The organism is Pedobacter aquatilis (genome assembly GCF_032678425.1).
Taxonomy (GTDB): domain Bacteria; phylum Bacteroidota; class Bacteroidia; order Sphingobacteriales; family Sphingobacteriaceae; genus Pedobacter; species Pedobacter aquatilis_B.
Window position 1 is genome coordinate 492,345 of sequence record NZ_JAVTSG010000003.1, and the last position, 14,626, is coordinate 506,970.

The 14,626-nt window shown below is 35.6% G+C and carries 15 protein-coding genes; 9 read left to right on the top strand and 6 right to left on the bottom strand.

From position 1 onward, the window contains the following. Nucleotide 1: 1 nt before the first annotated feature. Nucleotides 2-361, top strand: coding sequence for a DUF5655 domain-containing protein (locus R2Q16_RS12140; RefSeq protein ID WP_316737359.1), 360 nt, complete (start codon nt 2-4; stop codon nt 359-361). Here R2Q16_RS12140 and R2Q16_RS12145 read toward each other — a convergent pair. The 3 genes from R2Q16_RS12145 to R2Q16_RS12155 form a co-directional block, all read right to left on the bottom strand. Continuing rightward, on the bottom strand, nt 354-1,235 hold the full coding sequence (locus R2Q16_RS12145) for an exopolyphosphatase (RefSeq protein ID WP_316737360.1): 882 nt from the start codon (nt 1,233-1,235) through the stop codon (nt 354-356). The two genes, R2Q16_RS12140 and R2Q16_RS12145, sit on opposite strands and share 8 nt — an antisense overlap. 1 nt (nt 1,236) lies before the next feature. Further along, a complete protein-coding gene (gene ppk1, locus R2Q16_RS12150) occupies nt 1,237-3,294 on the bottom strand; it encodes a polyphosphate kinase 1 (RefSeq protein WP_316737362.1) in 2,058 nt (685 codons plus the stop codon). 98 nt (nt 3,295-3,392) lie between these two features. Then, nucleotides 3,393-4,058, bottom strand: coding sequence for a hypothetical protein (locus R2Q16_RS12155; RefSeq protein WP_316737364.1), 666 nt, complete (start codon nt 4,056-4,058; stop codon nt 3,393-3,395). Nucleotides 4,059-4,134: 76 nt separating this feature from the next. On the opposite strand from R2Q16_RS12155, the gene R2Q16_RS12160 reads away from it, so the two are divergent. The 4 genes from R2Q16_RS12160 (at nt 4,135) to R2Q16_RS12175 (ending at nt 7,621) form a co-directional block, all read left to right on the top strand. Further along, nucleotides 4,135-4,626 carry a YajQ family cyclic di-GMP-binding protein gene (locus tag R2Q16_RS12160; protein WP_316737366.1) on the top strand — a complete coding sequence of 164 codons (492 nt, stop codon included), beginning with the start codon at nt 4,135-4,137 and terminating at the stop codon, nt 4,624-4,626. Nucleotides 4,627-4,694: 68 nt separating this feature from the next. Continuing rightward, complete coding sequence (locus R2Q16_RS12165; RefSeq protein ID WP_316737368.1) at nt 4,695-5,144, top strand: GNAT family N-acetyltransferase; 450 nt, start codon at nt 4,695-4,697, stop codon at nt 5,142-5,144. A gap of 112 nt (nt 5,145-5,256) precedes the next feature. Next, entirely contained in the window at nt 5,257-5,853 is a 597-nt protein-coding gene (locus R2Q16_RS12170) for a DUF4142 domain-containing protein (RefSeq protein ID WP_316737371.1), read from the top strand. Nucleotides 5,854-6,007: 154 nt separating this feature from the next. Further along, a complete protein-coding gene (locus R2Q16_RS12175) occupies nt 6,008-7,621 on the top strand; it encodes a S8 family peptidase (RefSeq protein WP_316737372.1) in 1,614 nt (537 codons plus the stop codon). A 356-nt stretch (nt 7,622-7,977) separates the two neighbouring features. On the opposite strand, the gene R2Q16_RS12180 is transcribed toward R2Q16_RS12175, so the two are convergent. After that, on the bottom strand, nt 7,978-9,024 hold the full coding sequence (locus R2Q16_RS12180) for an NAD(P)-dependent alcohol dehydrogenase (RefSeq protein ID WP_316737374.1): 1,047 nt from the start codon (nt 9,022-9,024) through the stop codon (nt 7,978-7,980). Between the two features lie 125 nt (nt 9,025-9,149). Here R2Q16_RS12180 and R2Q16_RS12185 point away from each other — a divergent pair, with 125 nt between their 5' ends. Continuing rightward, nucleotides 9,150-9,800 carry a YceH family protein gene (locus tag R2Q16_RS12185; protein WP_316737376.1) on the top strand — a complete coding sequence of 217 codons (651 nt, stop codon included), beginning with the start codon at nt 9,150-9,152 and terminating at the stop codon, nt 9,798-9,800. Here the strand turns inward: R2Q16_RS12185 and fabF are convergent, their stop codons facing one another. Then, a complete protein-coding gene (gene fabF, locus R2Q16_RS12190) occupies nt 9,801-11,051 on the bottom strand; it encodes a beta-ketoacyl-ACP synthase II (protein ID WP_316737378.1) in 1,251 nt (416 codons plus the stop codon). A 185-nt stretch (nt 11,052-11,236) separates the two neighbouring features. On the opposite strand from fabF, the gene R2Q16_RS12195 reads away from it, so the two are divergent. The 3 genes from R2Q16_RS12195 (at nt 11,237) to R2Q16_RS12205 (ending at nt 13,991) form a co-directional block, all read left to right on the top strand. Next, complete coding sequence (locus R2Q16_RS12195; protein ID WP_316737379.1) at nt 11,237-12,148, top strand: helix-turn-helix transcriptional regulator; 912 nt, start codon at nt 11,237-11,239, stop codon at nt 12,146-12,148. Between the two features lie 82 nt (nt 12,149-12,230). Next, nucleotides 12,231-13,064, top strand: coding sequence for an SDR family NAD(P)-dependent oxidoreductase (locus tag R2Q16_RS12200; RefSeq protein ID WP_316737380.1), 834 nt, complete (start codon nt 12,231-12,233; stop codon nt 13,062-13,064). 90 nt (nt 13,065-13,154) lie between these two features. Continuing rightward, nucleotides 13,155-13,991 carry an SDR family oxidoreductase gene (locus R2Q16_RS12205; RefSeq protein WP_316737381.1) on the top strand — a complete coding sequence of 279 codons (837 nt, stop codon included), beginning with the start codon at nt 13,155-13,157 and terminating at the stop codon, nt 13,989-13,991. Between the two features lie 133 nt (nt 13,992-14,124). Here the strand turns inward: R2Q16_RS12205 and R2Q16_RS12210 are convergent, their stop codons facing one another. Then, the gene (locus R2Q16_RS12210; protein ID WP_316737383.1) at nt 14,125-14,592 is read right to left on the bottom strand and encodes a TlpA disulfide reductase family protein; all 468 of its coding nucleotides are present in this window, start codon (nt 14,590-14,592) and stop codon (nt 14,125-14,127) included. Between the last annotated feature and the right edge of the window lie 34 nt (nt 14,593-14,626).

Below are 14,626 nucleotides of genomic sequence, written 5' to 3' on the forward strand. Positions count from 1 at the left end.
AATGTCTGATAAAGACTTAACAGATTTTTTAAATGGAAAAACGGAATATACGCTAGCGTTATTCCGTTTTTTTATTGATGAGTTTCAAAAAGTAGGGCCAATAGAATTGCAACCTTTAAAGTCTATGATTGCCATAAAAGCTCAGGGCAGAATCGCTTACATCACTCAGCTCGGAAAAAATTTTGTTCATACTGTATTCCCTTTTAATTGCCAATTCGCAGATAACCTTTGCTTTACCAAGATAGCACAAGTTCCTGGTACAAATCAATACAATCATCATCTTCGGTTATATTTTAAAGAAGATATTAATGATGAAGTAAAGGATTTTATGAGGAAAGCCTTTTCAGAATCAGTTAGCTGAGCTTTTCCTCAATCAACAGCTTAATAATACCATCGGCCATTCCAACTTTTGGTACATAAATCTGCTTAATTCCGGTCCATTTCATTAAGGTTAAATAAATTTCACTAGCCGGAATAATTACATCTGCCCTATCGGGATTTAAACCTAAAGTATTAATTCTCTCTTTTAAAGAATAACTAATCAACTTGTTATAAAGCGAATTCAGCTTCTGCAAAGACATTGGTGCGCCATCTTTTTCATCCGCCATGCGGAAAAGTTTATTAATGTTACCACCTGTACCAATTGCTGCAAGGTTTTTATAACTCTTTGTATGATGTTTCACCCAAGTTTTCATCTCATCCCAGGTTTCCTCCTTATCTTGATTATCAAGCATTCTAATCGTACCGATATTGAAAGACTTGGAAGCTTCCGGTGCACCATCTACAAAAACAGAAAGTTCTGTACTACCGCCACCAACATCAATGTATAAATAAGTTTTATTTTGATCTAAATCTTGTTCAATATGGTTGGCGTAAATAATGTTTGCCTCCCTTTGCCCCTCAATTATCTCTAAGTCTAATTCAGTTTTATCTTTAATTAATTTTACAATATCGTTTCCATTATCAGCCTCACGCATGGCGGATGTAGCACAAGCCAAATATTCGGTTACATGGTAAACATCCATCAGGTTTTTGAAAGCCAGCATTGTTTTAACCAAATCTTCAGCTTTCTTATCAGATATTTTTTGATCTAGAAATGCATCATCACCAAGACGTAATGGTACTCTAATTAAGGTATTCTTTTTGTATTTGAATTGGCCCTCGTGTTTACTAATATCAGCAATTAAAAGTCTAACAGCGTTTGAGCCAATATCTATTGCAGCGTATCTGAGCATATTATTGATGTTTGGTTTTCAAGTAATTATAAATATCTACTTGAGCTCGTGTTTTTTTACTTAGTCTGTTTTTATGGTATTTGTTATTATTTAAGGCGTTGATTTGGCGGGCTTTAGTATTATCCTGTAATTGTATATCAATAATATCCTGAATTTCTTGCTTAACATCAGGATCTAGAACCGGGAAACCAACCTCAACCCTATGATCAATATTCCTGCTCATTAAATCTGCAGATGATAAATACATATCGTTTTTGCCATTGTTACTGAAAATATAAACACGGGCGTGTTCTAAAAATTTATCAATAATACTTACAGCAGAAATATTTTCACTAAAGCCTTTTACTCCTGGAATGAGACAGCAAATACCCCTTACAATTAACTGAATTTTTACGCCTGCATTACTGGCTTCATAAAGTTTATTAATAATGCCTTCATCGGCAAGGCTATTCACTTTTAGTAAGATATAAGCAATTTTCCCAGCTTTGGCATTTCTAATTTCTCGGTTAATGAAATTGGTCAAACGAGAGCGACTTTCAAGTGGAGAAACAATTAAGTGTTTAAATCCTTTGGTTACCGTTCGTTTATTTAATGCGTCAAACAGCTTTACTAAGTCGTTGGTAATTTCTTTTTTTGCCGTAAAAATACTATGGTCGCAATATATATTTGCTGTTTTTTCGTTAAAATTCCCGGTTGCTAAATTTGCGTAGTAAACTGGTTTATCTTTCTCAATACGTTTAACAAGACAAATTTTCGAATGCACTTTGTAGTCCGTTAGTCCGTAATTTACCTTAACACCTTCTTCCATTAAACGGCCTGTCCAGAAAATATTCGCCTGCTCATCAAACCTGGCTTTTAATTCTAGTAAAACAGAAACTGCTTTTCCATTTTTTGCCGCATTAATCAAAGCGTTTATAACTTTCGAATTTTCCGCAAGGCGATACAGCGTAATCTGAATTTCGGTTACTTTAGGGTCAATGGCAGCTTCGCGAAGAAATAAAATAATGTAATCATAAGATTGATAAGGAAGATTGATAAGGTAATCCTTATGCGCAATTTTGTTAAAAATACTTTCCGTTCTGTGCAATCCACGAACTTTTAAAGGCACATTTGGTGTATATTCCAAATCTTTCTTACCTACGTTTGGAAAGGCAATAAAATCACCAAATTTATGATATCGATTACCGGGAATCAAACTTTCAGCTTCTAATTTTAATTTGTTAACCAAAACCGTAAGCATGTTGAGTGGCATTGCAGAATCATAAAGCAAACGCATTGGCTTACCTTTTTTACGTTTTTCTAAACTGCTTTTTAAATCATCAATAAACTTATCATTTATGTTCTTGTCGATGTCTAATTCCGCATCACGCGTAAGCTGAATAGAGTAAGCTTCAAGACTATCATAGTTAAAAACATAAAAAATATCATCTAAACAATAGCGAATAATATCTTCTGCCAGAATGATAAACTTCAAATCGTTTGTTTCCGGTAATACCAAAAACCTTGGTAAATTTGGTGGAATTTCAATTAGAGCATACTTTTCTCTAAGCTTCGTGTCTTTTTTAGAAAGTTTAACAAAGAAATATAGAAATCGGTCTTTAAGTTCTGGAAAAGGTTTATCCAAATCAAGCATTATCGGCACTAGATTGGATAAGATTTTATCTCGGAAATGATTTTTTACAAACTCACCACGACTAACATTCAGTTGCGTATCATTTAAAATAAAAATACGGTTTTGAGCAAGTTCATTAATCAATGTAGCTTGAAAAAGCTGGTCGAATTTACGTTCTTGCTTTACAACAATATTTTTAATTTCATTAAGAATCTTTTTCGGATTGAAACCTAAAAGCGCTTTTGCTTTTTCGTTAAGATTAGTTAAGCGTGTCATTGTGGCAACCCTAACCCTATAAAATTCTTCTAAATTAGATGAGAAAATAGACAAAAACTTTATTCGCTCTATCAAAGGAACCGTTTCATCGGCTGCTTCTTGCAAAACGCGTTCATTAAAATACAACCAGCTAATCTCTCTATTAAAAAAAGGTAATTTCTTCTTGCTCATCTATAAAAATAAAAATCCCTGTTTAACAGGGATGCTCAAAACTGCAAATTAATTTGTTAAATCGATGTTAATTCATAACCCGATTAATGTTAACAAATCTATTTTTTAGTAACTGGTTTTACAACTTTTTTAGCTGCTGTAGCGGTCGTGTTCACTGCTTTCTTAGCCGTAGCCACTGGTTTCGCTGCTGCAGTTTTTACTGTATCGACTGTGGCTTTAACTGTCGCTTTTGCAGCAGCCGGTTTAGTTGAAACAGCTTTTTTAACAGCAGATGTTGTTTCTTTTACAACCGGAGCAGCTTTTCTCACCGTATCAACAGCCTTATCGGCAACAGTTGTAGTTTTAGTAGCAGTATTTTTTATCACTTTTTCAGCCTTGTCTTCAGTAGCTATTGCACCAACTTTAACACTTTGCACAACTGGTTTTGCCTTTGAAACAGCTTTTTTAACCACCTTGGCAGCAGTTTTTTCTATTTTTGCAACACCTTTAGCCACTGGTTTCTTTATCTCTTTTTGCTTCGTTTTTGTAGAATGTACAAGCTCATCAATTTTTTGACCAACATCAGATTTGATTACAGTAAACTTTTTGGTCAGTTTCTTGGCTACACGTTTGCTGGCTTTACCAATTTCTGTACTGATTTCTGAAGCATCGTGCCCTAAACTTTTTATTACTTCTAAAAATTTATCTGTAATCGATTGCTCTAATTGCTTCTTAACCTCTTTCTTTGTTACCTTTTTTTGAGACTTAGATTTAGTGGTTTTCATATTATTTTTCGTTTTTTTGTGGGGATGTAGAAATATCTATTAAATCTACTTATTTTTTTACTTTAAAGCTAAAACCATGCCTTCTTTTGATATTGTAAGTAAAGTTGATGCGCAAACACTTGATAACGCAATTAACAACGCTAAAAAAGAAATCCTGAATCGTTTCGATTTCAATAATTCTAAAAGTACAGTAGAACTGGATAAAAAAACCAATACCATAACGATTGTTACCGAAGATGACATGCGTTTGAAAGCCATCGAAGGTTCAATTATCTCTCGTATGATGAAACAAAATTTAGACCCAAAAAGTTTAGATTTTGGAGATGAACAACAAGCTTCCGGCAATATGATTAGGAAAGAAATCAGCATTAAGGAAGGATTAGATAAGGAAGCTGCGAAAAAGGTTGTTGCTAAAATTAAAGCCAGTGGTTTAAAGGTTCAGCCTGCAATTATGGACGACCAGGTTAGAGTAACCGCAAAGAAGATTGATGATTTACAAGCTGTAATTAATCTTTGCAGAAACGAAGATTTCGGTCAACCCTTGCAATACATCAATATGCGCAACTAAATTTATTTGCTGAAATACCAAAGCTTAATCTTTTTGTTTTAGTCTTTCAGCTTTAAGCTTATTTAATAATGCAAATACATGAAAACGGCTATATCTTTTCTGATAAAAAAGAATTACTAAATATCGATTCTATTCATCGCTATTTAAGTCAGGAATCTTATTGGGCTAAAAATATTCCATTACAAATAGTTAAAACCTCTATAGAAAATTCTTTATGTTTTGGCATTTATAAAGATGAAAAGCAAATTGGTTTTGCCCGTTGGATAACCGATAAGGCCACTTTCGCTTGGCTTTGCGATGTTTACATCGAAACCGAACATCGTGGTAAAGGATTATCTAAAAAATTAATGTCATTTATGATTTTCCATCCCGATTTGCAAGGTTTACGCCGCTATCAGTTAGCAACCTTAGATGCGCACAGTTTGTACGAGCAATTCGGTTTTAAGGCTTTACAAAATCCTGAAAGGCAAATGGGAATTGTAATCCCAAACCCTTACCAAACTGATGATAAGCAATAGCAAAAAAACCTTTTTATATCTTTCTTGTTTCAATTTAAGAAAAACATAACTGATAACTATTATCCTTCCTAGAAGATGATGGCTTTATCAACCTTAAAGAAAAATAATAAAGATGAAAAAGATATTCTTTTTTGCGTTAGCAATTTCAGCCGCCACTACATTTCAAGCTTGCCAAACGGCAGATAAAAAATCATCAACTACGAAAGACAGCGTTGCTGGCGATACCACTATGGTGAATGGTGTGCATACTACTGGCGCTGAAAGTACATCAACAGGATTAGATGAGGAAGGCGGAACATTTTTAAAGAAAGCTGCTGTTGGTGGTATTGTGGAGATTGAAGCTGCTAAAGTTGCGCTGACAAATTCTAGCAATGCCGAAGTTAAAAATTTCGCACAGCAGATGATTACAGACCATACTAAAGCGAACAAAGAATTAAAAGCATTTGCCTTGGAGAAAAAAGTAATTACGCCCGATGCTTTACCCGCGGATGAACAAATTCATTTAGACGCGATGAAAAAAATGAAAGGTGCAGATTTTGATAAACATTATATTGCCATGATGGTAACCGACCATGAAAAAACAGTCGCACTATTTGAGCAAGGTAAACAGAATAAAAATTCTGAATTGAAAACTTGGGCTACAAACACTTTAAAAACAATTGAAGCGCATACAGCTAAAGCAAAAGAAATCGCTTTAAGCTTTAAATAAAATTAAATTTAAACCTAAATACAATCCTGTTACTTCGAAAAAAGTGCAGGATTTTCTTTTTTGGCTTAGTCATAACCAGCTAAAATTTATGCTGATTTTATCATAATTAGAAAATTAAAGCTATATTTTCCCGTTAATACAAAAAAACACATAAATGAACACGAATAAAATTTGCAAATCGATATTTACTATCGGTTTAATTAGTGCACTGCCCTACTTCACTTTTGCGCAAAAAGCAAACTGGCAAAATCTTGATTTAAAAACAGACACCACTTTCGGAATAAGTACGGAGAAAGCGTACAAAGAACTTTTAAAAGGTAAAAAATCTACCAAAGTTATTGTTGCGGTTAATGATGGTGGTGTTGAGGCAATCCATGAAGATTTGAAAAGAATTATGTGGGTTAACCCAAAAGAAGTTGCAGGCAATGGTAAGGATGATGATAATAATGGTTACATCGATGATATACACGGTTGGAATTTTATTGGTGGAGCAAAAGGCTCAGTTGACCACGAAACTTTAGAATTAACCAGGCTTGTGCGTCGCGACCAGGCAAGATTTGCAAATGTAACAGATGCAAATGTTACTGAAAAAGATAAAAAGGACTACGAAGCATTTAAGTTGATGCGTGCCGATTTGGAGCAACAATTGGGTGAAGCTAATCAAAATCTTGCTGGTTTAAATGGTTTTAAAAATGCTTTAGATAATGTTGTAAAGAAAATTGGCAAAACTAACCCGACGGCAGAAGATTTCGCAAACTTCAAACCATCTACAAATCCAGAATCACGTATTCAGGAGGTTTTATCAGACGAATTGAAGAAAAGCACATTTGCCGAATTTTACGATGCTCAAATCACAGAAGGTATAAAATATTATACTGAACAAGCAGAATACAACTTAAATGTTAGCTACGACCCAAGAAGTATTGTTGGTGATAATCAGAACAACGACACAGAGAAAAACTACGGAAATAATGATGTAACTGGTCCGGATGCCATGCATGGAACCCATGTTGCTGGTATTATTGCCGCAGATAGAACAAATAAATTAGGCATTATGGGCGTTGCGGATAACATTGTGATTATGGGCGTTCGTGTTACACCAAATGGTGATGAACGCGATAAAGATGTTGCAAATGGTATTCGTTATGCCGTAGATAATGGCGCAAAAGTAATTAACATGAGTTTCGGTAAAGCCTACAGCTGGAACAAAGCAGTTGTAAATGATGCGATGAAGTATGCAGCTTCAAAAGATGTTTTAATTGTACAAGCTGCAGGAAATGAAAATAAAGACATTGATACTGAAAACAACTTTCCAAATCATAAAGATTTAGATGAGAAAACCATTGCATCTTGGATTACAGTTGGTGCTTCTGGTCCTAAGGACGATGAAACTTTAAAAGCAAGTTTCTCAAACTTCGGTAAAACTCAGGTTGATGTTTTTGCACCTGGGGTTAAAATTCATTCTACCGTTCCTGGCTCAAAGTATAAAGATTTAGATGGAACAAGTATGGCATCGCCAGTTGTGGCAGGTTTAGCAGGATTAATTCGTTCATATTACCCGAAATTAACCGCTGCACAAGTAAAGGAAATTATTGTGAAATCTGTTACAAAGGTTAATCATAATGTAGAATATGCCAAAGGTGAAGGACCCGATGCGCCAAAGGTTTCCGTTCCATTTGCTGATTTATCTATTAGCGGCGGAATTGTTAATGCTTACAATGCATTGAAATTAGCAGCTACTTATAGTGGTAAATCTACTGCGAAGTAATTATTTAAATATTTAAACGGAAAAGGCATCCTGATAAAAATCAGGATGCCTTTTCTGTTAAGACTTATTCTGAATTGAAATTAATGTCTAAAGCGTTGATATGTTCACGTTACCAAAGGCAGAAAACTTCTGTTAAATAGCCCCGACATCAGCGGAAATACTTTTAGTAAAACTTATGCAGTTTCATTAAATAATGCATAAGTTTTGTAAGTTTTACGAAAAGATTGAAGCGTTGGCGGGACTAAATTTCCCTAAGTATCACAGGTTTCGCGCTTCAAATAATTTCTTGTAAACCTTACGAAGTCTTTATTTCCAATTCCTGTTAGACTTCGTAAGTTTTATAAACGACATTTAGATTAAACCGTAGCCATATCAATTACGAAACGATATTTCACATCACTACCTAAAACACGTTCGTAAGCTTCGTTAACATAGTTGATATTAATTACCTCAACTTCTGAAACGATGTTATTTTCGGCGCAGAAATCTAACATTTCTTGAGTTTCTTCAATTCCGCCAATGCTTGATGCAGTTAACACTCTGTTGCCATGCATTAATGCCGAACCTGGGAATTTTAAAGGCTCTGGAGGTAAACCAACGCAGATGTGAACACCATTAACATTCAGTAATTTAAAATACATTTCGTAATCGTGCGGAGCAGAAACTGAATCGATAATAAAATCAAAGTGCTTCGCATATTTCTTCAGTTCTTCAGGGTCTTTGGTAATCACAAAGTGATGAGCGCCTAGTTTTTTAGCATCTTGCTCTTTTGAAGGAGAAGTACTTAAAACTGTAACATCGGCACCAAATGCAACCGCAAACTTAACCGCCATGTGTCCTAAACCGCCTAAACCCAAAACGGCAACTTTATGCCCCTTTTTAATGCCCCATCTTTTAATTGGAGAATAAGTAGTAATACCCGCACAAAGTAAAGGGGCAACACCTTCTAAAGGTAGGTTTTCAGAAACGCCAACAACAAACTCTTCAGTACAAACAATTTTATTCGAATAACCGCCGTAAGTTGGGGTAGTTTTATCGCGTTCTACGCTGTTGTAAGTCCAAACAGTTTCGCCGTTTTCGCAAAACTGCTGTTGTCCGCCTTTACAAGTCGGGCATTCTTTACAGCTATCTACCATGCAACCAATACCAGCCAATTGGCCAACTTTAAATTTGGTTACTTCTGCACCTACTTCAGTAATACGACCAACAATTTCATGCCCTGGAACCATAGGATACCTAGCTGGTCCCCATTCACTACGTACCTGGTGAATATCAGAGTGGCAAATTCCACTGAATAAAATTTCTATTAAAACATCTTTAGGTCCAACATTTCTTCTTTCGAAATTCCATGGAGCCAGTTTATCGGTTTGGCTGTGAACAGCATATCCTTTTGCAGCTATCATATATTATTATTTTAGGTCAAAGCTATAAGATTAGGCTTCAACGTTGGTCATACTGAATTCATTTCAGTGATTTAAATTTAGCTAATTAGTTTTTATATTCTCTTTTCAATTTATATTTTTATCACATGGAAGATATTAAACCACTACCCGATTTATCAGCAGAAGAACAACGTGTTTTAGGTTCATTAATTGAGAAAAGCAGAATTACGCCCGATTATTACCCTATGACTTTAAATAGTTTAACAGCGGCCTGCAATCAAAAAAGTTCGAGAAATCCGGTAGTAAACTATGATGAAGAATCGGTTACCCTAACACTCAATTCATTAAAAATAAAAGGCTTAATATCAACAGCAACAGGCGGTTCGAGTAGAGTAATTAAATATAAACACAACTTAGGAATTGTTTACCCATTAATCCCTTCAGAACTTTCTATATTGTGCTTATTGTTGTTACGCGGCCCATTAACGCCAGGAGAAATTAACAGTAATTCGGGCAGGCTTTATGAATTTGATAGCATTGAAGAAATTTCAGAACAGTTGCAAAAACTTGCTGAAGAGCAGCCTGCGTTTGTAAAACTTCTACCTAAAAAAGCAGGCCAAAAGGAGGCTCGTTTTATTCATTTATTGGGCGAACAAACAGAAGTTCAGGAAGTGGAAACACTATCCCCAAAAACAACAATTTTCCAACCCAATGAAGAGCTGGAAAATCGTATTGCTAAATTGGAGCAAGAAGTTGAAGAATTAAAAGAATTGGTTAACCTTTTAATGGATAAATAACTATCCTACATACTTTTTAAATATTGTACTGGCTACATGGCCACCAAAACCAAATGTGTTATTTAAGACATAGTTGATTTCTTTTTTAATTGGTTTGCCAAGTACAATGTTTAAGCCTTGTGGAATTTTTTCGTCCAATTTCTCGGTATTAATTGTTGGTGGAACAACACCATCTCTAATTGCCAAAATGCTGATTAAACTCTCTACAGCACCAGCAGCGCCAAGTAAATGCCCGGTCATTGATTTTGAAGCACCAACGATTACAGGTAAATCGCCAAAAACATTTTTAACCGCAACAAGCTCACTAATATCGCCCAAACCTGTAGAAGTCGCATGAGCATTAATATAATCTATTTCATCGGCAGATATATTCGCATCGTTTAGGGCTTTTTTCATTCCTAAAGTAGCACCGATACCATCTGGTGGCGTTCCTGTTAAATGATAAGCATCTCCGGCCATACCACCGCCAACAATTTCAGCATAAATATTTGCACCGCGATTTAAAGCGTGCTCCAACTCTTCCAGAATTAATGCACCTGCGCCCTCGCCCATTACAAAACCGTCACGGCTATCATCAAATGGTCTTGAAGCTGTTTCAGGACTATCATTTCTTTTAGATAAAGCTTGTGCAGCATTAAAACCACCAACTGAAGCTTCAGTAATAGCCGCTTCTGAGCCACCCGCAACCATGATATTTGCCTTACCTAAACGAATGGTATCAAAAGCACTGATAATTGCTGTATTTGAAGATGCACATGCAGAAACTGTACAATAGTTTGGACCACGTAATTTGTGGCGGATAGATACAACCCCTGCTGCAATATCAACAATCATTTTTGGAATGAAATAAGGATTAAACCTTGGCGTTTTATCGCATTGATGAAATTCTGCTAACTGCTGTTCAAATGTCGAGATTCCTCCATTTCCGGTTGCCCAGATTACACCAACTTCTGCAAGTTCGTCATCAGTAAATGTTGTAAAATCCAAACCAGCATCTGCAATTGCCTGGTCGGTTGAAACAATTGCGTATTGCGTAAATAAATCGTATTTCTTAATTTCTTTCTTATCGATAAAAGCTTCCGCTTCAAAACCCTTTACTTCGGCAGCAAATTGAGTTTTAAATTTCGAAGCTTCAAATTTGGTAATTGGCCCAACGCCACTTTTACCATCTAAAATATTCTTCCAAAAAGTTTCTACTGTGTTTCCAAGCGGTGTTATCGCACCCAAACCTGTTACAACTACTCGTTTCATTTTTATTAGTTTTAATTTGTTCTGCAAACAGAGAATTAGAGCATCCCCGCTCACACTTATCGCGGCAAAGGTGATAATTCTGATTGTAATAATTGCCATAATAATGGCAAATCTTGAATTCAACTCCCAAACCATAAACAAAGCTCATGATTTTTAAATTAGTTTGAATTTTGTAACTTTGATTTATGAGCACTACAGAAACGATTGAAGATTTTTACCAGAAGAAATTTAATTTCTTGCCAGAGAACTTACAAAACGGTGTTGGGCACTTCAATGTTTTCAGGCTCGAAGATTGCCTTCGTGATGATAACAAGCAAATGAGTTACAACCGCAGGGATTTTTATAAAATTGCGCTTAACCGCGGACATAACATTTACCATTATGCTGATAAAAGCATTGAAATAAATGGAACTGCACTTATGTTTTTCAATCCATTGGTTCCATATACCTGGGAATTGGCAAGTGGTACTAAATCAGATGTTACAGGTTTTTTCTGCATTTTTACCGAGGCTTTCTTTACCGAAAAAATAAGAGGAAATATTAGTGATTTGCCAATGTTCGCCCCTGGAGGAAAACCTGCTTATGTATTGGATGAAAAACAAGATGCCCATGTTGCATCTATTTTCTTAAAAATGCTTGAGGAGATAAATACCGATTACATCTATAAATATGATTTATTAAGAAATTACGTGACCGAGATAACTCATTTCGCTTTAAAAACTCAGCCATCAGAAACTTTATTTAAACATACAGATGCAAACTCACGCATTACTTCTGTTTTTACTGAGCTTTTAGAACGTCAATTTCCAATAGAAACAACTGCGCAAAGGTTTACAATGCGTTCTGCAAAAGATTACGCCGAGCAGCTTTCTGTGCACGTAAACCATTTAAATAGGGCAATTAAAGAAACTACGGGAAAAACAACAACCCATTACATCACTGAACGCTTGTTGAGCGAAGCAAAAGCTTTACTAAAACATACCGACTGGAATATTTCTGAAATTGGCTATTGCTTAGGTTTTGAAGAAGCTACCCATTTCAATAACTTTTTTAAAAAATTAACCAGTCACACGCCTACTTCTTATCGAATTGTTTGAATTTCGTAAGCATCAGTTTGAATGACGTAATATCTAATTTTAATTCACAATGTAATTTTGTCTCAACAAAAAGGATAAAATTATGGGAATTAAAAAAGTTTGGTTTATAACTGGTGCATCCAAAGGATTAGGCCTTAGTTTAGTAAACCAATTATTAAAAGCTGGTCAGTATGTTGCGGCTACTTCCAGAAATGTAAATGATTTAATCACTGCCGTAAACTCAAATTCTGAAAAGTTTCTTCCATTAGGAGTCAATCTAAATGATGAATTAAGTGTTGAACAAGCCATAAACTCAACTGTTGCTGAATTTGGAAAAATCGACGTAGTTATAAATAATGCTGGCTATGGAATTGGCGGAAGCATTGAAGAATTAAGCGATGAAGAAACCAGAAACAGTTTTGATGTAAATGTTTTCGGCACTTTAAATGTAATCAGGAAAGCAACACCTCATCTAAGAGCGCAACGTTCAGGGCACATTATTAACATCGCATCAATTGCCGGCATTGCAGGCGTAACCGGCTGGGCAGTTTATTCTGCTGCTAAGGCGGCAGTTATTGCGCTATCTGAGGTTTTAGCTGAAGATGTAAAAGCATTTGGCATTAAAGTTACAGTTGTGGCTCCGGGTGCATTCAGAACAAGTTTCCTTACTCCAGAATCTTTGGTATTAGCTGAAAATCCAATCAGTGAATATGAAGATGTTCGTGCTGTACATAAAAAATACCTTGAAATGGATGGTCAGCAAGTTGGCGACCCTGAAAAAGCTGCAGCAGCAATGATTTCTCTGGCAAGCATGCCTAATCCGCCAATTCATTTATTGCTAGGAAATGATGCTTTAAAAAGAGCAACTGCAAAAGTGAATGCATTGGAAAAAGAGTTTCAGGATTGGAAAGCCATTACAATCTCCACAGACTATTAAGCAATTATAATACCTAGGATACCTTGATTGAAAACAGAGCCTAAAATGTCTTAGGTGGTCAAATCATTATTAAATTTAAAAACAAAAATCATGGAAAATAAAAAAGTATGGTTCGTAACAGGTGCTTCAAAAGGCCTAGGACTAACGTTAGTAAAAAAATTATTAAGCAATGGCAATCATGTTGCTGCAACTTCTAGAAGCATTTCAGATTTAGAAAAGGCGGTTGGAAATCATGAAAACTTCCTTCCTATTTCTATGGATTTGCTAAACGAAACGAGCGTTGAAGATGCGATTAGCCAAACCATCAGTAAGTTTGGTCAACTTGATGTTATAGTAAATAATGCTGGCTATGGTATGCTTGGTGCCTTAGAAGAATTGAGCGACAAAGAAGCCCGAGAGAATTTTGATGTAAACGTATTCGGTTCACTTAATGTAATTAGAAAGGCACTCCCTCAAATGAGAAAGCAAAGTTCTGGCCACATTTTTAACATTTCTTCAATTGGTGGTTTCTCTGGTAATTTCCCAGGGTTTGGAATTTATTGCGCTACGAAATTTGCTGTATCGGGTTTTACAGAATCTTTAGTGGCGGAAGTGAAATCTTTAGGCATAAAAGCTACAGTGGTAGAGCCGGGTTATTTCAGAACCGAATTTTTAACATCTGGTTCATTAGCTGTTCCGGCAAATCCAATTGATGCTTATAAAGAAGTTCGTGATTCGCAGGCTGCACATCAAAACGATATTAACAACCAGCAACCAGGCGACCCGGCAAAAGGTGTTGATGTGATAATTGCTGCTGCAGAAAGTGAAAATGCACCATTGCATTTATTTTTAGGTCCGGATGCTTATGCTGTTGCAAATGCAAAAATTGCCGATGTACAAAAAGATATGGAAGCTTGGAAGAGTTTAGCAACAGCTACTAATTTCTAAAATTAGAATACAATTCGTTGTTGCGAGGCACGAAGCAATCTTAAAATTTTGGCTAAATATGTACAAAAGGATTGCTTCGTAACTCGCAATAACGATTCCGTTTAAAAAACATCAGGTTTTATGATTGATAATTTTATTTCAGCATCAATAAGGTGCTTTCCAACTCCGCCTCTGTAAATTCTTTTTCGTAAAAGCGTCTCACTTTTTTATTTACAAACAAAGTAGCTGGTATTGCGCCCGACCACTTCTTGTCAATACGCCCAATATATGCTTGCTGCTCAGGCTCATTCAAAAGAAAAACCTCAGCTTTAATATTATTCTTGTTTACGAAAGGAATAACGGATTTCTCTAATTTCGACTTGAAATCTAAACTCACCAACAAAACCTTAATCGGTTTCTTTAAATTCGATATTCTTAATTTTTCAAAATTTGGTAATTCTGCAACGCATGGCGCACACCATGTGGCCCAAAAGTTAACTACATAAGTGGTGTCTTTCCCGTTCGAAATTCGCTTATCTAACTCATCTAAAGTAAGGAGCTTAACTTGAGATTTCGCAGAATAAACAATTAAGGATAAACAGATTATAAAAAATATACGCATATTTTAGAATGATACAAATAGGATTAGTTTCGAA